This window comes from Candidatus Thiodubiliella endoseptemdiera, assembly GCF_964212635.1.
In the GTDB taxonomy this organism is placed as follows: domain Bacteria; phylum Pseudomonadota; class Gammaproteobacteria; order PS1; family Pseudothioglobaceae; genus Thiodubiliella; species Thiodubiliella endoseptemdiera.
Window position 1 is genome coordinate 1042381 of sequence record NZ_OZ156463.1, and the last position, 18178, is coordinate 1060558.

The 18178-nt window shown below is 38.4% G+C and carries 18 protein-coding genes; 11 read left to right on the plus strand and 7 right to left on the minus strand.

Features of this window, described 5'->3' with window-relative positions:
- Positions 1 to 239 precede the first annotated feature (239 nt).
- Together AB8525_RS05360 and AB8525_RS05365 are read left to right on the plus strand one after the other, a co-directional pair.
- Positions 240 to 941, plus strand: a complete 702-nt coding sequence (locus AB8525_RS05360; RefSeq protein ID WP_369176708.1) for a hypothetical protein — start codon at positions 240 to 242, stop codon at positions 939 to 941.
- Complete coding sequence (locus tag AB8525_RS05365) at positions 938 to 2533, plus strand: flavin-containing monooxygenase (RefSeq protein ID WP_369176710.1); 1596 nt, start codon at positions 938 to 940, stop codon at positions 2531 to 2533. Before AB8525_RS05360 ends, AB8525_RS05365 begins: the two co-directional genes overlap by 4 nt.
- Positions 2534 to 3194: 661 nt before the next feature.
- On the opposite strand, the gene AB8525_RS05370 is transcribed toward AB8525_RS05365, so the two are convergent.
- The 4 genes from AB8525_RS05370 to secA all read right to left on the minus strand — a co-directional run bounded on the left by AB8525_RS05370 (position 3195) and on the right by secA (position 8901).
- A complete protein-coding gene (locus tag AB8525_RS05370) occupies positions 3195 to 3974 on the minus strand; it encodes an SEL1-like repeat protein (protein WP_369176712.1) in 780 nt (259 codons plus the stop codon).
- 152 nt (positions 3975 to 4126) lie between these two features.
- Positions 4127 to 5173: a dihydroorotase gene (gene pyrC / locus AB8525_RS05375; RefSeq protein WP_369176713.1), complete on the minus strand. Its 1047-nt coding sequence runs from the start codon at positions 5171 to 5173 to the stop codon at positions 4127 to 4129.
- Complete coding sequence (locus AB8525_RS05380; protein ID WP_369149968.1) at positions 5163 to 6224, minus strand: anhydro-N-acetylmuramic acid kinase; 1062 nt, start codon at positions 6222 to 6224, stop codon at positions 5163 to 5165. Before AB8525_RS05380 ends, pyrC begins: the two co-directional genes overlap by 11 nt.
- Entirely contained in the window at positions 6217 to 8901 is a 2685-nt protein-coding gene (gene secA / locus AB8525_RS05385) for a preprotein translocase subunit SecA (protein WP_369176715.1), read from the minus strand. The genes AB8525_RS05380 and secA overlap by 8 nt, the downstream gene beginning before the upstream one ends.
- A gap of 95 nt (positions 8902 to 8996) precedes the next feature.
- On the opposite strand from secA, the gene AB8525_RS05390 reads away from it, so the two are divergent.
- The 7 genes from AB8525_RS05390 (at position 8997) to AB8525_RS05420 (ending at position 13167) form a co-directional block, all read left to right on the plus strand.
- A complete protein-coding gene (locus AB8525_RS05390) occupies positions 8997 to 9311 on the plus strand; it encodes a hypothetical protein (protein ID WP_369149972.1) in 315 nt (104 codons plus the stop codon).
- Complete coding sequence (locus tag AB8525_RS05395; protein ID WP_369149973.1) at positions 9304 to 9459, plus strand: hypothetical protein; 156 nt, start codon at positions 9304 to 9306, stop codon at positions 9457 to 9459. Before AB8525_RS05390 ends, AB8525_RS05395 begins: the two co-directional genes overlap by 8 nt.
- An 88-nt stretch (positions 9460 to 9547) precedes the next feature.
- The gene (gene petA / locus AB8525_RS05400) at positions 9548 to 10183 is read left to right on the plus strand and encodes a ubiquinol-cytochrome c reductase iron-sulfur subunit (RefSeq protein ID WP_369149974.1); all 636 of its coding nucleotides are present in this window, start codon (positions 9548 to 9550) and stop codon (positions 10181 to 10183) included.
- Between the two features lie 4 nt (positions 10184 to 10187).
- The gene (locus AB8525_RS05405) at positions 10188 to 11414 is read left to right on the plus strand and encodes a cytochrome bc complex cytochrome b subunit (RefSeq protein ID WP_369149975.1); all 1227 of its coding nucleotides are present in this window, start codon (positions 10188 to 10190) and stop codon (positions 11412 to 11414) included.
- Position 11415: 1 nt separating this feature from the next.
- Positions 11416 to 12102, plus strand: coding sequence for a cytochrome c1 (locus tag AB8525_RS05410; protein ID WP_369149976.1), 687 nt, complete (start codon positions 11416 to 11418; stop codon positions 12100 to 12102).
- Between the two features lie 76 nt (positions 12103 to 12178).
- On the plus strand, positions 12179 to 12808 hold the full coding sequence (locus AB8525_RS05415; protein WP_369176716.1) for a glutathione S-transferase N-terminal domain-containing protein: 630 nt from the start codon (positions 12179 to 12181) through the stop codon (positions 12806 to 12808).
- A gap of 53 nt (positions 12809 to 12861) precedes the next feature.
- A complete protein-coding gene (locus tag AB8525_RS05420; protein WP_369176718.1) occupies positions 12862 to 13167 on the plus strand; it encodes a stringent starvation protein B in 306 nt (101 codons plus the stop codon).
- Here the strand turns inward: AB8525_RS05420 and bioD are convergent.
- Positions 13159 to 13800, minus strand: a complete 642-nt coding sequence (gene bioD / locus AB8525_RS05425; RefSeq protein ID WP_369176720.1) for a dethiobiotin synthase — start codon at positions 13798 to 13800, stop codon at positions 13159 to 13161. The genes AB8525_RS05420 and bioD overlap by 9 nt on opposite strands.
- Before the next feature lie 36 nt (positions 13801 to 13836).
- Between bioD and AB8525_RS05430 the strand changes: the two genes are divergently transcribed.
- Both AB8525_RS05430 and leuS read left to right on the plus strand, forming a co-directional pair.
- Positions 13837 to 14799: a dihydroorotate dehydrogenase gene (locus AB8525_RS05430; RefSeq protein WP_369176722.1), complete on the plus strand. Its 963-nt coding sequence runs from the start codon at positions 13837 to 13839 to the stop codon at positions 14797 to 14799.
- Between the two features lie 9 nt (positions 14800 to 14808).
- On the plus strand, positions 14809 to 17259 hold the full coding sequence (gene leuS / locus AB8525_RS05435) for a leucine--tRNA ligase (RefSeq protein ID WP_369176724.1): 2451 nt from the start codon (positions 14809 to 14811) through the stop codon (positions 17257 to 17259).
- Here leuS and AB8525_RS05440 read toward each other — a convergent pair.
- Both AB8525_RS05440 and AB8525_RS05445 read right to left on the minus strand, forming a co-directional pair.
- The gene (locus AB8525_RS05440) at positions 17252 to 17416 is read right to left on the minus strand and encodes a hypothetical protein (RefSeq protein WP_369149985.1); all 165 of its coding nucleotides are present in this window, start codon (positions 17414 to 17416) and stop codon (positions 17252 to 17254) included. The genes leuS and AB8525_RS05440 overlap by 8 nt on opposite strands.
- A gap of 609 nt (positions 17417 to 18025) precedes the next feature.
- Positions 18026 to 18178, minus strand: a complete 153-nt coding sequence (locus AB8525_RS05445) for a hypothetical protein (RefSeq protein WP_369149986.1) — start codon at positions 18176 to 18178, stop codon at positions 18026 to 18028.

Below are 18178 nucleotides of genomic sequence, written 5' to 3' on the forward strand. Positions count from 1 at the left end.
ATCCAAAAATAGAAATCACAAACCTAGCACCGCCCTTTGCCCCGTCTGCATTTACAAAAAATAGCCACCGAACCTATGAGTGGGACTAATATTTTTTGCAAACACAGACGGGGCAAAGGATAGATACAAGCGCTATCTTTGCAATCTCTACTTTGGATTGGGCTTTAATAAAATTTGAAAATGAATTTTAGATGGTTTTTTTTGTTAAAATAACCATTTTATTACTATCATTTAGCACAATGGAAAGAGTATTTAGCGCAATTAATAAACACAAACAAAATGTATTAGAGCATAAGTTATTTCAAGATGTTAAGAAAATTACACGAGAAAATGTGATTGAAAAAATGAATATATGGGCGCCTTTGTTTGTTCATCTTACAATGACATTTAGAGACATTAATCAGATGTTTTATCACTTTCCCAACCCTAAAAACAATCTGCAAAAAGCGATTAATGCACATGCCGAGGTAGATTCTACACATTGGAATATGTTGAAAACTGATTTACAAACTCTAGGTATTTATAATGATGTAAAAAACTACGGTGATGCGATGGATATGATTTGGCTAGATGCGGGTGCGCCTATTAGAAATTATATGTATAGCGCAATTATTAGGGCTCAAATGTGTGGGGAGAATACTTTTTTAAGAATGACAGCAATGGAAGCTGGAGAAACAACGGTAAAAATGTTTTTTAATACAACTAAATATATTGCAGAATTATACGAACAAGAGACTGGGAAGCAGTTACATTATTTTGGCAATCAACATATTGATAGTGAAGTTGATAATGCTGTTGATTTATTAATTTTTGAACAAAAGGAACTTAATCAGGAAACCTTAGAGAAGGCATTGTACATAGTTGATGCACATTTTGATAAGTTCCAACATTTTTTAGATTATAAATATTCAATTACCTTTCCTGATAAAGACCAATCTTGAAATCTAAAATACTAAGTAAAAAAATGTGCATCATTGGGGCTGGACCCTCTGGTCTTTGCACGGCAAAAGAAATTCAAGAAAACAATCCAAACATCGATGTAAAAGTTTTGGAGAAATCTAATGACATTGGTGGTGTATTTTCAAATTGTTACGAGGGCTTAAATCTTGTTAATAATCCATTTTTAATTAGTTTTAGTGACTTTCCACCTCAAGATAATTACAATGATCTGAAAATGTGGCAAGCGAAAGAATATGTAGATTATCTAAAACGCTATGCCCAACACAACCATTTATTTTCTTTAATACACTTCGGTTGCACCGTTCAAAAAATAAATAAAGAAAACGATCAATGGGAAATTTTTTTTCAAAAAGACAAACATATAGACACTGAAATATTTGATTATTTGGTTGTCTGCAGTGGGACCAATCATGAAGCAAAAAAAACTTCTTTACCCAATCAAGAAAAATTTTCTGGTGAAGTTGTTTATGGTGGAAATATCAGAAAAATATCTGCTTTAAAGGATAAAAAAGTAGTTTTCGTAGGTTTGGGTGAGACGGCTTCTGATCTTATTTATTTATCTCGTAATTTGGTGAAAAAAAGTTACACCTCTATTCGTAGATGGCCTGGATATTTTATCCCGAGATATCATGACAAAAAACCCACGGATTTAGATACATCAAATATCTATCATGCGCTTTCTAGAGATATAGATGATAGCAAATTATCTTTTTTAATGAAGTTTAAAAGAAAATTAGAATATAAAAATATTATTTCACAAGAAGATCAAAAAATTCAAAGTACAATGAATCATTTTAACGCTTCTTATCACTCAATTAATTACTTAGGACCTTTTCGTCGAGTAACAACAAAAAGCTGTGGATTTATTAAAACTTATCTGGAAAACAAGACACTTTTAAAACCCGGGATTGCAAACTTAGAAGACAAAAAAGTTATCTTTAAAGATGGTAGTTCTGTTTTGGCAGATACAATTGTTCTATGTACGGGGAACACTTTTAATATATCTTTTTTACCTGATAAAATACTAAGTAAAGTTTCATCTCCTAATAAGCTGTATAAATATATGTTTGTTCCAGATGTTAATAATTGTTATTTTGTCGGCTTTGTTCGTCCAAATTTAGGGTCTTTGCCTTCGATTTCAGAGTTACAGGCGAGGTATTTATCTTCTTGCCTAAATCAAGAAATTATTTTACCCAATCAAGAACAGATGCAACAAAATATTTTAAGTCAACAACAAAGATTCCGATGGCAATTTCCTATTGACTCTAATCGTGTTTCACATCTTGTTGACTATTATTCATACACAAAATCATTGGCAAAAGATTTAAATATTTTACCCAAACAGTGGCATTTATTTTTTTCGGATATTTGCTTATGGTACAAAGTTAATTTCTCTTTTTTATATCCAGGAATTTACAGGCTATATCCGCACAATAATAAGTCAAAAAAGATAGCGTTTATTATTAAAAAACTACCTACAATGAATAAAAAAGTTCTTTTTTTAGAGGGTATTCTTTACTTGCTAAATCGATTACTAAAATTACTTTCAGTTAAATCCCCAATCCAAAAGTAGAGACTGCAAAGATAGTGCTACCCCTTACCCCACCTGTGTTTGCAAAAAATATGAGTTCCATCCATAGGTTCGGCGGCTATTTTTTGTAAATGCAGACAGGGTAAGATACAAGGGGGTACAAACATTAATTATGGGGTTAACATACATTAATACCAATATCAAAACCAACACGGAAAAATAGGCAGTGTTAAGCGATCAACAGAAAATCAATGGTGTTTGAATTTAGCGGTAATAGGCTGGTTGGTATTGATGTATGTTAGTCCCAAAAATATTCACGGGTGGATAAAAAATGTTGACGCTTGAATAAAAAATATTGACGGGTGTGGAAAATAGGAAGAAGGGTGTGGAAAATGTGAAGGGAAGCGAGGATTTTGTACGAGTGGGACGATGACTGGGCGAAGGTCGTCGATGAAGGAGTAAAAGAGGGAATGGTGAGGTGTGTTGTCATAGTTGGGGCATTGTATAGGATATTTTGAAGGTGTCAATAAGTTAGGAGGGGGCTTCCTCTTGTTCCTATGCTTTGCGTGGGGACGCTTATCTTAGATGAGGAGTCCAACTTCTGCCCTCGCTCCTAAGTTCCGCTTGAGGCGGTTAGTTTGGGTTTGATTATTGGGGTATGTATTTCCACGCAAAACATGGGAATGAGGGAAAAGTCTTATTATTACTTTAATCTAGCATAATTTTTGCAACCTTTTGCATACTTTAAATCACAAGCCTTTTGAAAAAACTTAACTGCTTTGAAATCATCTTGTTTAACGCCTTTGCCGTAGTAATACGAAACCCCAAGATTAGAACAACCCCAGCCATTATTCAAATCACAAGCCTTTTGGAAAAACTTAACTACTTTTAAATCATCTTGTTTAACGCCTTTGCCTTCTACATACATATTCCCAAGCTTAGTACAACCCTCACCATTATTCAAATCACAAGCCTTTTGGTAAAACTTAACTGCTTTTAAATCATCTTGTTTAACGCCTTTGCCTTTTTCATACATAAACCCAAGAAGAAAACAACCCTTGCCATAATTCAAATCACAAGCCTTTTGGAAAAACTTAACTACTTTTAAATCATCTTGTTTAACGCCTTTGCCTTCTGCATACATAAACCCAATATTAGAACAACCCGGGCCATAATTCAAATCACAAGCCTTTTGGTAAAACTTAACTGCTTTGAAATCATCTTGTTTAACGCCTTTGCCTTTTCTATACATAAACCCAAGATTAGAACAACCCAAGCCATTATTCAAATCACAAGCCTTTTGGGAAAACTTAACTGCTTTGAAATCATCTTGTTTAACGCCTGTGCCTTTTTTATACATAACCCCAAGATTAGAACACTGATCACCTGTATTACATTCATCTGTTATTGATTTTGCGTTGGTAGTTGATAGTGTACTGGCTAGTATTAAAATTGTGAGTGTTGTTTTTATTAAATTTTTCATTGTTATTTCCTGGGTATTAAGTTAAAAAAGTCCCAATAAATTGGGAACTTGTCTCTCGTTTTATAGTGATTAGGTAATGGCGAAGGAGAGATTGGCGAGATAGGTTGTCATAGTTGGGGGATTATATGGGATATTTTGGGGGTGTCAAGGGGTTAGGAGGGGGGGGAGAGGGTTGTGTTGCTTGTCCAATTGAGAGTTTTGCCGGCCATGAAGGGGACGATTACGCTGTTGCCGAATTTATATTCATCAGGTACAGTCCATGGGTGTTTTTCTAAAGTGAGGGTTGTTGTGTTGCGTGGCAAATCGTAAAAATCGGCGCCGAATTTGGAGGCGAAGGCTTCTAGTTTGTCCATTGCTTGTGCTTGGTCGAAGGCTTGTGCATATAACTCAATCGCATGAGGCGCAGAAAAGACGCCGGCACAGCCGCAGGCGGATTCTTTGTCGTGTTTGGCGTGGGGGGCGGAGTCGGTGCCGAGGAAGAATTTGGGGTTGGCGCTGGTGGCGGCGGTGATTAGGGCGGTTTGGTGTTTGGCGCGTTTGAGGATGGGGAGGCAGTAGAAATGGGGTTTGATGCCGCCTACTAGCATATCGTTGCGGTTGTTTAGGAGGTGTTGGGGGGTGATGGTGGCGGCGATTTTGTTGCTACTTTCACGCACAAAATCGACGGCGTTTTGGGTGGTGATGTGTTCAAAGACAATCTTTAATTCGGGGAAGTCGTGTACGATTTGGGTGAGGATTTGGTCGATGAATACGGCTTCTCGGTCGAAGATGTCGATTTTGGGGTCGGTAACTTCGCCGTGGATTAGAAGGGGCATATTGAGGGTTTGCATGGTTTCTAGGGTGTGGTAAATGTTTTTAATGTTGGTTACGCCGCTGTCAGAGTTGGTGGTTGCCCCTGCAGGATACAACTTGGCTGCTATAACATCATTATCAATTGCCTCTTGAATGTCTTTGGGGGTGGTGTTGTTAGTTAAGTATAAAACCATTAATGGCTTGAATGTGCTGTCATTTGGCAAGGCGGTTAGAATTTCTTCTCGATATGCACATGCATCCTTTGCATTAGTTATAGGTGGGTTTAGGTTGGGCATAATAATTGCTCTGCCCATTTGTTTGGCGGTCATGCTTATGACGGATTTTAATGCCTTGCCATTACGCACATGGAGGTGCCAATCGTCGGGTTGGATTATTTTAAATTGCATAAACTGCCCCTAATATTCTTTTATATTTTGCACCTGTTACCGATGGCAAATTTGATGGTGTGCCGTTCATTGTTTGTTTGGCAAAAAAAGCAAAGGCAGCGGCTTCAACGAAATCTGCGTGGATGCCTAAATCGTCAGTCATTGAGATTTCACTGTTAGGATTTTGGTAAGACAGGCGTTCGCATAAGAATAAATTATGCACGCCACCACCACATAGATATACATCACTACCCGCGGGAATGTTGTCAGAAATAGATATTACCGTTAATTCTATCAGTGTTCTTTGCACATCTTCTGGGGTTTCATTGCCATTCAAATAGTGTGATAACCACGCTAAATTAAAATATTCTGGACCTGTGCTTTTGGGGTGGGGCTGTTGAAAATAATCATCGGTAAGCAGTGATTTTAATAAAGTTTCATCGACTAAACCTGTGCGTGACCATAGTCCATCGCGGTCATAATCTAAATTCCTATGCTTTTTAATCCAATTGTCTAATAAAGTGTTTGCAGGGCCTGTATCAAAGCCAACAACCTGACCATTTTTAACGATTGTCACATTGGCAATACCACCCAAATTAACCACTACGCCGTCTTTTCTGTCTAATAAATACTGATGATAAAACGGCGTGAGTGGTGCGCCTTGTCCAGCGGCGGCAATGTCTTGCATGCGAAAATCGGCAACTGTGGTGATGCCTGTTTGCTCGGCAATCAGTGCACCGTGTCCGATTTGCATAGAATATCTACTGCCTTGGTGATAAATAGTTTGTCCGTGTGAACCGATTGCTTGAATGTTTTCTGCTTTCAATCCTGATTGTTGCAGTAATAAGTTCGCTGTATTGGCAAATATTTCTGCCACTTGAATATCAATATTAGCCAAATTTTTTAATGAAGTGGCCAAGTTTTGCGTTAGTTTTAATAAATTTTTTTTTAATTCATCGGGATAAGGCACGCAAAGTGAGGCGATAATTTTTCGGCAATCTTTATCAAGCACAACACCATCAACACCGTCCATACTAGTGCCGGACATTAAGCCAATATAGTAATTAGCCATGACAGTTTTTGTATTTTTTACCAGAGCCACAAGGGCATGGGTCATTACGACCTACTTTTTTGCTGCTGCGTTGATAAGTTTGCGAATTTTCGCCAGCCATATGGCTGGGTGGTTGTGCCATTCCTGCGACTGCGATTTCTTCGTGTTCTGTGTGTGCGTCGTGATTATCTTGCTGTTCTATGTCATCGGCACTGGTTTGTTCGTTGATAGCAGTGCTGGAAAGTGCTTTGACAATTTTAACATTAATGGTATTTAACAAGGTTTCAAACATTTCAAAAGATTCGCGTTTATATTCTTGAGTTGGATTTTTTTGTGCATAGCCACGCAAATTGACACTGTGACGCAAATAATCCATTGCCGCAAGATGTTCTTTCCAAAAATGATCTAGGGTTTGTAACATCACTGCTTTTTCAAAACTGCGCATTTGTTCGGCACCGACAACTTCTTCTTTGCGGTCGTAAATGTATGCCAATCCTTGTTCAATCCTTGTTTCTAATTCATCCACATCAATACCTTCTTTCAGCCATTCTTGCAATGGGAAATCTGCGGCATAATCTGAACTTAGGGCGTGGTGCAAGCCTTCTACATCCCAGTCTTCTTCAATTTGTGCAGTGGAAATATAACTATCAAATAAATTGCTGATAACAATTGAGCGCATCGTGATAAATCTATCTTTCACATTGTTGGTGCTCATTAATTCATCACGCAAACCGTAAATAATTTTACGCTGGTCGTTTGATACATCGTCGTATTCCAGTAGGTTTTTACGCGCATCATAGTTCATACCTTCGACTTTTTTCTGAGCGTTCTCAATGGCACGATTAACCATTTTGTGTTCAATTGCTTCGCCTTTTTCCATGCCTAGGCGTTGCATCATTGACGCCATTTTTTCACTGGCAAAAATACGCATTAAATTGTCTTCTAAAGATAGGTAAAAACGGGTGGAACCAACATCACCTTGACGACCTGAGCGACCTCGCAATTGGTTATCTACACGACGCGATTCGTTGCGTTCGGTGCCGACGATATGTAAACCACCTGCTTTAATAACGGCGTCATGTTGGACTTGCCAATCGGCTTTTTTCTCTTCAGTTGGTTCTTCTTCTAGCTTGCCACCAAGAACAATATCTGTGCCTCGTCCCGCCATATTTGTTGCGATAGTAACTGCGCCGACTGCACCTGCATTGGCAATAATTTGCGCTTCTCGTTCGTGTTGTTTGGCGTTTAAAACTTCATGTTTGATATTTTTATTGGTCAACAACGCTGAAATTGATTCAGAGTTTTCAATGCTGCTAGTGCCGACCAAAACGGGCTGTCCTGTCTTTTGGCAAGCTTCTACATCTTTGGCGATAGCCTCTAGTTTTTCTGCCAAAGTTAGATAAATTTGGTCGGACATATCGTTTCGTGCCGATGGTTTATTAGGTGGCACTACCACCGTTTCTAAATTGTAAATCGCTTGGAATTCAACAGCCTCAGTATCTGCGGTGCCTGTCATCCCTGAAAGTTTGTTGTAAAGTCTAAAATAGTTTTGGAAAGTAATGGATGCCAGTGTCTGGTTTTCTTTCTTAATGCTGACACCTTCTTTGGCTTCAATTGCTTGATGCAAACCTTCTGACCAACGCCTTCCTGGCATACTTCTACCAGTAAACTCATCGACAATGACGATTTCATCATTATCAACAATATAATGGTCATCCTTGCGGAATAGCACATGGGCGCGTAATGCTGAGTTAATGTGTTGCATTAATAAAATATTGCTGGCATCGTATAGGCTTGCTCCTGTTGGTAAAGCACCGTATTGAATGAGTAAATCTTCTGCTTTTGTGTGCCCATCATCGGTTAGGAATACTTGCTTATTTTTCTCATCAACAGTGTAATCACCAGCTTTTTCAACCACCACTTCCTTGCCTTCACCTGTCTCTATTTGCTTACTGAAATTTGGAATCATCTGATTAATTGCGTGGTAAATCTCGGCATAATCGTCTGCAGGGCCAGAGATAATGAGGGGGGTTCTAGCCTCATCAATTAGAATCGAATCCACTTCATCAATAATGGCAAAATTAAGTCGGTTTTGCACTTTTTGTTCGGTGGTGAACGCCATATTGTCTCTTAAATAATCAAAACCCAGTTCGTTATTAGTGGCATAGACAATGTCGCAATCGTAAGCTTCTTTTTTATTTTCTATCGGCATATCTGAAGTAATAATGCCCACGCTTAGCCCTAAAAATTCGAACACTTTACCCATCCACTCAGCGTCTCGTCGTGCCAAATAATCATTTACCGTTACTACATGAACGCCGTTAGTTGTCAGTGCGTTTAAGTAGGCAGGTAGCGTTGCCACCAAAGTTTTACCCTCACCTGTGCCCATTTCTGCAATGTTACCGTTGTGCAATACCATGCCACCAATCATTTGCACATCGTGATGTCTGAGTTCTAATACTCTAACACTGGCTTCACGCACCACGGCAAATGCTTCCGGTAATAAGTCGTCTAAGGGGGTTTTATTCTCCAGTTTTTGTTTAAATTCTTGAGTTTTGGCACTGAGTGCACTATCGCCCAACGCTTGTAATGTAGGTTCAAATTCATTGATACTCTCAATTACCTTAGAGAGTTTCTTTACTAGTCTATCATTGCGAGATCCGACAATCTTGGCTGCGATTTTATTTATAATGTTCATTACTTTTTATATTAAATATATGCTTTTTAAAAATGCTTCTATTTTACTCACAGATGTTATGATACATATTATTTATATAGCCCTTTTGTCAATTAATGTCTAAAAAAATCACAAATTTAGCCGATTTCACTCCAAAAGGGGCGTTAGGACAAATGTTTACACACGCCAGAGTATTAAATGAATTAAACGAACAATTGGTAAAACATTTACCAGAATCTTTTCAATCATTATCTTTGTGTGCGTTAAACAAGGATACTGCGACTTTTGTTACCAATAATCAAGCGTTAGTTTTTCGTGCGCAAAAACAACCTGATATGTTGCTCAACATACTCAGAAAAATAGAGTCGCTTGCACAAATTAAAAAGGTAGTGGTTAAGGTTAACTTGAGACCTTTGCATAAATATGAATAATCATCAAAACGCCATCTTTCATCAAATTACAAACTTTTTAAAAACACTCTTAGCCCTGCTAGGAGTGGATTTAAAAAATTTCCAATTTAATAAAATCTGTCATTTTGCTAATCATCCCTATTTATGCAAAGGTCTCAACTTAAAATAATAACAAAACTTACATTATTCAACACTGATATACATTATAATTATCGGGTTTTTATATTCAACAATATTTACAAAGGAATAATAATCTTATGTCAGAGCAAACAATAGATCTTAAGAAAAGACGCTTTCTAACCCAAGCTACAAGCGTAGTGGGTGCAGTAGGTGTAACTTTCGTGGCTTGGCCATTCTTATCAACTTGGAATCCATCTGCTAGAGCGAAAGCTGCTGGCGCACCTGTTGAAGTTGATATTAGCAAACTCGAAGAAGGGCAACTGGTTCGTGTATTATGGCGTAAAAAACCTGTTTGGATTTTTAAACGCGACAAGACCACTATTAAAAATTTAAGAACCCTAGACAGTATCTTAACCGACCCAAACAGCACGGAAACCTCCCAACAACCAGAATACGCTAAAAACCTTTACCGCTCAATTAATCCTGATATTGCGGTAATTGTTGGCGTTTGCACACATCTTGGCTGTTCTCCAACTTACCGCCCAGAACTTGGTGCAGCTGATCTCGGTGGCGATACCTGGAAAGGGGGTTTTTACTGCCCATGTCATGGCTCAAAGTTTGACTTGGCAGGCCGTGTTTACGCAGGTGTTCCAGCACCCACTAATCTGGTTATTCCGCCTTATCATTTTGTATCAGAATCACTCATTCAAATCGGCGTTAGCCCAGCAGAGCACGAAGTAACACCTATTTTTAAATCTAACAAACTAACCTAGCATTATGGATAATAATAAAAACTGGATTGACCAAAGATTCCCACTCACCAAGGTTTGGAATGAGCATTTAGCGGAATATTACACGCCAAGAAACTTTAACTTTTGGTATTTCTTCGGCTCATTAGCGATGCTGGTCTTAGTGATGCAAATCGTAACGGGCATTTTCTTAACTATGCACTTTAAACCCGATTCAGCAAGTGCATTTGCATCGGTTGAATACATTATGCGGGATGTAAATTGGGGTTGGTTGATTCGCTATTTGCATTCAACAGGTGCTTCGGCATTCTTTATTGTGATTTACTTGCACATGTATCGTGGCCTGCTTTATGGTTCCTACAAGTCGCCACGGGAGTTGATTTGGATTCTTGGTATGATTCTTTACATTGCCCTAATGGCTGAAGCATTTATGGGTTATGTGCTGCCATGGGGTCAAATGTCATATTGGGGTGCACAGGTTATTATCTCGTTATTTGGTTCAGTTCCAGTTATTGGTCCTGACTTATTAGTGTGGATTTTAGGTGATTATGCTGTGGGTGACCCAGCGCTGAATCGTTTCTTCTCATTGCATGTTATTGCATTGCCACTTATTTTAGTCATACTAGTATTCTTGCACATCGTAGCATTACACACAGTAGGTTCAAACAACCCAGATGGTGTTGAGATTAAAAAGAATAAAGATAAAGATGGCATTCCAAAAGATGGCATTCCATTCCATCCTTATTACAGCGTGAAAGACATTGTTGGTGTGGTGGTATTTTTGATGATTTTCTCAGCGGTAGTATTCTTTGCACCTGCAATGAACGGCTACTTCTTAGAGCACGCAAACTTTATTGAAGCAAACCCATTAAAAACACCTGACCATATTGCACCACTTTGGTATTTAACGCCTTTTTATTCAGTATTAAGAGCAATTCCGCCGATGTTTAGTTCACAATTCCCAGGGGTTGTAGGTATGTTTGCAGCCTTATTAATTCTATTGGCACTGCCGTGGTTAGACCGCTCTAAAGTGAAATCAATTAGATACCGTTCGGCACCTTATAAGTATGCGTTGGGTATTTTTGTGATTAGTTTTGTTTACCTTGGTTACCTTGGTATGCAACCAGTAACACCAACAAACGCCTTGTTAGCACGAGTTTTCACTGTGCTTTACTTTGGCTTCTTTATTTTAATGCCATGGTTTACTTCAATTGGGAAAACCAAAGAAGTGCCTGAAAGAGTAACGGGGAAATAAGATGAAAAAATTATTAACAATGACAGCATCTGTTATCGCAAGTTTAACAATTTCGTTTAGTGTATTGGCTTCTAGTGGTACAAAATTAGACCATGCAAATACTAATATCAATGATGAAAAATCACTACAAAATGGTGCACAATTATTTATGAATTATTGTTCCGGTTGTCACTCAATTTCATTTATGCGGTATAACCGTATTGGCAAAGACTTAAATTTGACCAATGAATATGTTGAAAAAAACTTAATGTTCAGTGGTAATAAAATTGGCGACCAAGTAATTGCCTCAATGTCAGAAAAAGGGGCAAAAACTTGGTTTGGCACAACGCCACCAGACTTGTCTTTGGTGGCTCGCTCTAGAGGCACAGACTGGATTTATACTTACTTACACAGTTTTTATAAAGACAAATCTCGTCCATTTGGCGTTAATAACCATATTTTAACCAATGCGGCTATGCCTGATATTTTATGGAAACTTAAAAAGAATCAATCAACAGAAAAGTTTGATAGTGATGTGAGAGACATTACCAACTTTTTAGACTATGTTGGCGAACCCGCTAAATTGGTGCGCGTTGATTTAGGCTACAAAGTATTAGGTTTCTTATTCATCTTATTGCTTCTTTCTTATTTACTGAAAAAAGAATATTGGAAAGATGTTAAATATGGAAAATGGCGAGCTAAGGACTAATTAATCTCATCTTCTAATACAATTAAAACAGCACCTAAAAAAGGTGCTATTTTTTATTTTCTAAGGGCAAAATACCATGATAAATAGACCAAACCCATCTTCAACCATCCTTTACTCATCTGACGATGATATGCAATCGCATGTGGTGCGTTTCATTATGGCTGAAAAAAATATTGAAAGAGAAGTGGTTAGCCTAGATATTCATAAAATGCCTGAAGAGATTTTAGAGCGTAGTCCTGGTCAAGTGATACCGACTTTGTTTGATCGCGGTATCGTCTTATACGACCTTTCTGTAATTATGGAATATTTAGACGAACGCTTTCCGTTTCCTCCATTATTACCAGTTGACCCTATTGAAAAATCTGAAAAACGCTTATTAATTTTTAGGTTCACAAGGTCAGTTGATAGTTGGTTTGAGCAGGTTAACATTATTGAAACTGGTAGTAAAAAAGAAGCCAATGAAGCGAGAAAAGTACTGAAAAGTAATCTGATTGAATTGGTGCCTTTATTTGAATACAAGCCTTTCTTCAAAAGTGATGATATGACTATTGTTGATGCTTGTTTAGCGGTGTTGCTATGGCGTTTGAAAAAGTTGGATATCGACTTGGGTACGCCCGGTAAAGCTGTTACTGGGTATGCAAATCGTTTATTTGCAAGAGACAGTTTTAAAGAAAGTCTGACTAACTGCGAAAAAGAATTTAACTAAAATCGCCTGTGCCTCTCGTAGCGCCTTATCTGATTAGAGCCTACCATCAATGGATGGAAGACTCTGGACTTACACCCCATATCTTGGTTGATTGCTCAAAGTCAGGAGTTAGTGTGCCTGAGATGTTTGTGCAGCAAGGGAAAATTGTACTCAATATTGCCAATAATGCGACCAGTGCTTTGGTTATTAGTAACGAATCTATCTCATTTAAAGCGCGTTTTGAAGGTAAATCCCACGATATATTCGTCCCTGCCAATGCGGTATTGACGATTTATGCGGGGGAAAATGGCGAAGGTATGTTTTTTGAAAATGAAAATCAACTACCAGGAAAAGAACCTGCCTTAAAGATATTAGATTAATGCCATTACTTTGGCGTTAAAGTCGTTCAATCTATCTTTATTAAAAACCACCACCTCAACCTCTGTATAAGCACTTAATGCCTTGGCATTGTCCAAACTATTGGGAGTTATTTGATTTAGTATCAACATAGAAATATCCAATTTATGTTTTTTAACTGCTTTAATACTCAATAATGCTTGATTGATTGCTCCTAATTCGTCTTTCACTACAATCACAATCGGCAATCCAAGTGCTGACGCAAAGTCACTATTTAAGGTTTGCTGTGCAATAGGGGAATAAAATCCACCTGCTCCTTCAATCATAACAAAATCATTGCCATTGCTTGGCTGCACTGCCTGCACTAAATCTGATAAATTTACTTTAACCCCTTGCTCGATGCTGGCTTTCTCACCACTCATACAAGCTTCAAACTTGAATTGACAGACAACATCAATCGGTTCTGGATTTCTGCAAGCCTCATTTAATAGTACTGCATCTTTTGGCACTAAGCTATTATCGTCTTTTATACAGTCGCTTTCCATCGGCTTTCTAGCGACGATAGTGTATTTTTCATTTAATGCGTGAATGAGATGGATAGTAACAAATGTCTTGCCGACATCGGTGCCTGAACCACTTATAAATAAACCTTTCATAGCAAATGATTTTAACAAAAATGTATAATAGCAACTATGCATAATAACTTAAAAATCAAATTCTGTGGCATGTCATTAGATTCGCCCATCGTTCTACTGTCAGGCTGTGTCGGCTTTGGTGAAGAATACACCCGAATTAATGGATTTTCTAATACCGATGTTGGTGCGATTTGCCTAAAAGGCACAACTTTAGAGCCTCGATTTGGCAATATTCCACACCGAATTTGTGAAACACCCGAAGGAATGATTAATGCTATTGGCTTGCAAAATCCGGGTGCCGACGCGGTGATTAACGAAATTATGCCGAATTTAGACAAAACTGAAACCCGTTTTATCATCAACATCTCAGGCTCATCAGTGGAAGAATATGGCGAAATTGCCAAACGCTTTGATAACACCGATATTGATGCCATAGAAATCAACATTTCTTGCCCGAATGTCAAAGAAGGGGGCGTCGCATTTGGCAATGACCCTGATATGTCCTATCGTGTGGTAGAGCTGTGTAGAAAAAACACCAGTAAGCCCATTATCACCAAATTATCCCCAAATCAAACTGACATCGGCAATAGTGCGCAACACTGTATTGATGCAGGTACTGATGGTTTAGCGGTAATCAACACACTGATGGGTATGGGCATTAACACTGTCACTCGTAAACCAATCATCGGCAACAATCAAGGGGGCTTGTCAGGGCCTGCGATTAAACCCATTGCCCTATTAAAAGTCCATCAAGTCTATCAAGTGAGCAAGCACCATAATGTGCCAATCATTGGACAAGGGGGTATTATGACTGCCAATGATGCAATTGAGTTCATTATTGCAGGTGCAGCCACCGTTGGTGTGGGTACTGCGTTATTTTACGACCCGTTAGTCTGTCCAAAAATCAATGACGGTATCAGTCAATACTTAATTGACAACCATCTCAACAGCATCGATGAACTCGTCGGCACGCTGGAACTTAACACCGCTGTTTCACAATGTGATACCAGCACAAAATAAATAAAACCTATGAACACAGAATACAAAGCACAAGAAATTGAAGCCCAAGCACAAAAATATTGGCAAGAAAACAAATCATTTGAAGTGGTTGAAGATGATTCTAAGGAAAAATTTTACTGCCTCAGTATGTTTCCATACCCATCCGGTCGCCTACATATGGGGCATGTGCGTAATTACAGCATTGGCGATGTAATTTCCCGTTATCAAAAAATGCAAGGTAAAAATGTCCTACAACCGATTGGCTGGGATGCTTTCGGCTTGCCCGCTGAAAATGCTGCCATTAAAAATAAAGTGCCGCCTGCAAAATGGACTGGCGAAAATATCGACTATATGAGACAACAACTTTCTGAATTAGGTTTTGGCTACGATTGGTCGCGCGAATTGGCAACTTGTCACCCAGAATATTACCGCTGGGAACAGTGGCTGTTCGTTAAATTATTTGAAAAAGGCTTGGTTTACAAGAAAAATGCCATCGTCAATTGGGACCCTGTAGATCAAACTGTGCTTGCCAATGAGCAAGTCATTGATGGTCGTGGCTGGCGTTCTGATGCGTTGATTGAGAAAAAAGAAATTTCACAATGGTTTATGCGTATCACCGATTATGCAGATGAACTACTCACTTCATTAGACGATTTAAAAGGCTGGCCTGATGCGGTTAAAACAATGCAAAAAAACTGGATTGGCAAATCTGTCGGCTTGGAAATTACCTTTCCCAGAAAAAATACCGATGCACTCACCGTTTATACCACTCGTCCAGACACGCTAATGGGCGTTACCTACTTAGCGATTGCCGCTGAACATCCCCTTGCACTTGCAGCAGGAAAAACCAACCCAGCAGTGCAAACCTTTATTGACGAATGCAAAGCCATGGAAACCACCGAAGCCGCCATGGAAACCATGGACAAAAAAGGCATTGATTCAGGGTTGAAATGCACCCACCCAATCACAGGTGAAGAAGTCTCTATTTGGATTGCCAACTTCGTGCTAATGGGCTATGGCACAGGGGCAGTGATGAGCGTGCCAGCACACGATGAACGGGATTATGAATTTGCCAAAAAATACAATATTGCTATGCGGCAAGTGATTGATAAAGAGCGTGATATTAAAGAATCAGCCATTACCAATAAAGGCATTTTGTTTAATTCTGGGCAGTTTGATGGTCTGGATTTTAACCACGCCTTTAATGCCATTGCCAAACAACTTGAGGACAACAATTTGGGCAGTAAAAAAACCAATTATCGCCTGCGTGACTGGGGAGTTTCACGCCAACGCTATTGGGGCTGCCCCATTCCCATTATCAACTGCCCAAGTTGCGGATCGGTTGCCGTGCCAGCATCTAATTTGCCTGTTATTCTGCCAGTGGAAGTTGCTTTTGATGGCATCGGTTCCCCCATCAAAAAAATGCCTGAATTTTACCAAACCCCTTGCCCAAACTGTGGCACAGCGGCAGAACGAGAAACCGATACCTTTGATACTTTCTTTGAATCTTCATGGTATTTCGCCCGCTACACCTGTAAAGACAATAGCAATGCAATGCTCGATGAACGGTCTAATTATTGGCTGGATAACGGCGGTGTGGACCAGTACATTGGCGGTATCGAACACGCTATTTTGCACTTATTATATGCCCGATTTTTCAACAAACTCTTACGCGACGAAGGACTCACTAACAACGACGAGCCTTTTAAAAACTTACTCACACAAGGAATGGTTTTAAAAGACGGTGCTAAAATGAGCAAATCCAAAGGCAATACCGTTGACCCACAAGAAATGATTCAAAAATACGGCGCCGACACTGTGCGTTTATTCATTCTATTTGCAGCACCGCCAACTCAAGATTTGGAATGGAGCGACTCTGGCTTAGAAGGGGCACATCGCTTTATCAATAAAGTTTATCGCCTTATTGATAGTTTTTTAAAAGACCAAAAAAACAACCCAATCGGCACGCTAAGCACGCTAAACAAAGCCCAGCAAGAAATGCGCCATAAAACCCACCAAACGCTCAAAAAAATCACCGACGATATGGATAGAAGACATCTTTTTAACACTGTTATCGCCGCATTAATGGAACTTAGCAACAGCCTATTAAAATTCACCGATACCGACACAGTTTCAATGGCAGTGCGTCAGGAATCCCTTACCATCTTGCTTAAAACCCTAAGCCCAATCGCCCCACATATCTGCCATTACTTATGGCAAGAATTAGGCAACACAAAAGCCATCATCAATGAACCTTGGCCAATCACTGATGAATCTGCTCTCGTTCAAGATGAAATACAAATCATCGTTCAAGTCAACGGCAAACTCCGCGCCAAACTCATGCTTGATGCTACCTTAGACAAAACAGCCATTGAAACCCAAGCTTTAACTCATGAAAATATTACTAAATTCACCGAAGGCAAGGATATTGTCAAAGTGATTATTGTGCCAAATAAATTGGTTAATATTGTTGTTAAATAAATTTTATAATTATGAGACCTTTGCATAAATAGGGATGATTAGCAAAATGACAGATTTTATTAAATTGGAAATTTTTTAAATCCACTCCTAGCAGGGCTAAGGGTGTTTTTAAAAAGTTTGTAATTTGATGAAAGATGGCGTTTTGATGATTATTCATATTTATGCAAAGGTCTCATTATGTCAAAAAAAATAGATAAAACCTATTATTCAAAGTCTCAAAGCAAAAATATTAAAAAATACTGACTTTTAACCCTATGGTCAAAGATACTTAGTCAAATAGAAATGAATCTTGTTTATGATTAGCAATATTGAGGTTAATCCTAAAGATAGGGCGTAACTTAGACATTAAAAACAGCATAAAACACAAAATTAGAGCAGCCACTATAATAAAAATAGGCTTTAAAGATACCAAGAGCCTGTTCCCATTAACTTTATTTAAAAATAAAATGGGAAAATGGGGCAGGTTTTCAACAAGCAAAAAAAAATACCGACTAAAAAGTCGGTATTTTAAATAACTTTGATTTACAAGATTATGACAAAATCAAATTAGACGCTGTAAAGTCAGATAAAGTAGTAATATCAGTTGACAAAGAAGCCGTTGGTGTTGCTGATGAAGTATTTTGTTTGTCCTGGCATGGGGTTGTCCTTTGGCTGTTATAACTGATTATTATTATACATATTTACTTATTCCTCTAAGTTTTTGGTTGATATTTTTCCATAAAAAAAACCCGCTTTAATAAGGCGGGTTTTTGTTTTTATAGGTGTCTTACTTTATGAGACCTTTGCATAAATAGGGATGATTAGCAAAATGACAGATTTTATTAAATTGGAAATTTTTTAAATCCACTCCTAGCAGGGCTAAGGGTGTTTTTAAAAAGTTTGTAATTTGATGAAAGATGGCGTTTTGATGATTATTCAT

Excerpts from the sequence above, each read along its gene's own strand:
- AB8525_RS05440 (WP_369149985.1), bottom strand. The coding sequence starts at position 17,416 with ATGAATAATCATCAAAACGCCATCTTTCATCAAATTACAAACTTTTTA.
- AB8525_RS05420 (WP_369176718.1), top strand. The coding sequence starts at position 12,862 with ATGGAAGACTCTGGACTTACACCCCATATCTTGGTTGATTGCTCAAAG.
- AB8525_RS05405 (WP_369149975.1), top strand. The coding sequence starts at position 10,188 with ATGGATAATAATAAAAACTGGATTGACCAAAGATTCCCACTCACCAAG.
- AB8525_RS05410 (WP_369149976.1), top strand. The coding sequence starts at position 11,416 with ATGAAAAAATTATTAACAATGACAGCATCTGTTATCGCAAGTTTAACA.
- pyrC (WP_369176713.1), bottom strand. The coding sequence starts at position 5,173 with ATGCAATTTAAAATAATCCAACCCGACGATTGGCACCTCCATGTGCGT.
- leuS (WP_369176724.1), top strand. The coding sequence starts at position 14,809 with ATGAACACAGAATACAAAGCACAAGAAATTGAAGCCCAAGCACAAAAA.
- petA (WP_369149974.1), top strand. The coding sequence starts at position 9,548 with ATGTCAGAGCAAACAATAGATCTTAAGAAAAGACGCTTTCTAACCCAA.
- secA (WP_369176715.1), bottom strand. The coding sequence starts at position 8,901 with ATGAACATTATAAATAAAATCGCAGCCAAGATTGTCGGATCTCGCAAT.
- bioD (WP_369176720.1), bottom strand. The coding sequence starts at position 13,800 with ATGAAAGGTTTATTTATAAGTGGTTCAGGCACCGATGTCGGCAAGACA.
- AB8525_RS05390 (WP_369149972.1), top strand. The coding sequence starts at position 8,997 with ATGTCTAAAAAAATCACAAATTTAGCCGATTTCACTCCAAAAGGGGCG.
- AB8525_RS05415 (WP_369176716.1), top strand. The coding sequence starts at position 12,179 with ATGATAAATAGACCAAACCCATCTTCAACCATCCTTTACTCATCTGAC.
- AB8525_RS05430 (WP_369176722.1), top strand. The coding sequence starts at position 13,837 with ATGCATAATAACTTAAAAATCAAATTCTGTGGCATGTCATTAGATTCG.
- AB8525_RS05380 (WP_369149968.1), bottom strand. The coding sequence starts at position 6,224 with ATGGCTAATTACTATATTGGCTTAATGTCCGGCACTAGTATGGACGGT.
- AB8525_RS05395 (WP_369149973.1), top strand. The coding sequence starts at position 9,304 with ATGAATAATCATCAAAACGCCATCTTTCATCAAATTACAAACTTTTTA.
- AB8525_RS05370 (WP_369176712.1), bottom strand. The coding sequence starts at position 3,974 with ATGAAAAATTTAATAAAAACAACACTCACAATTTTAATACTAGCCAGT.
- AB8525_RS05445 (WP_369149986.1), bottom strand. The coding sequence starts at position 18,178 with ATGAATAATCATCAAAACGCCATCTTTCATCAAATTACAAACTTTTTA.
- AB8525_RS05360 (WP_369176708.1), top strand. The coding sequence starts at position 240 with ATGGAAAGAGTATTTAGCGCAATTAATAAACACAAACAAAATGTATTA.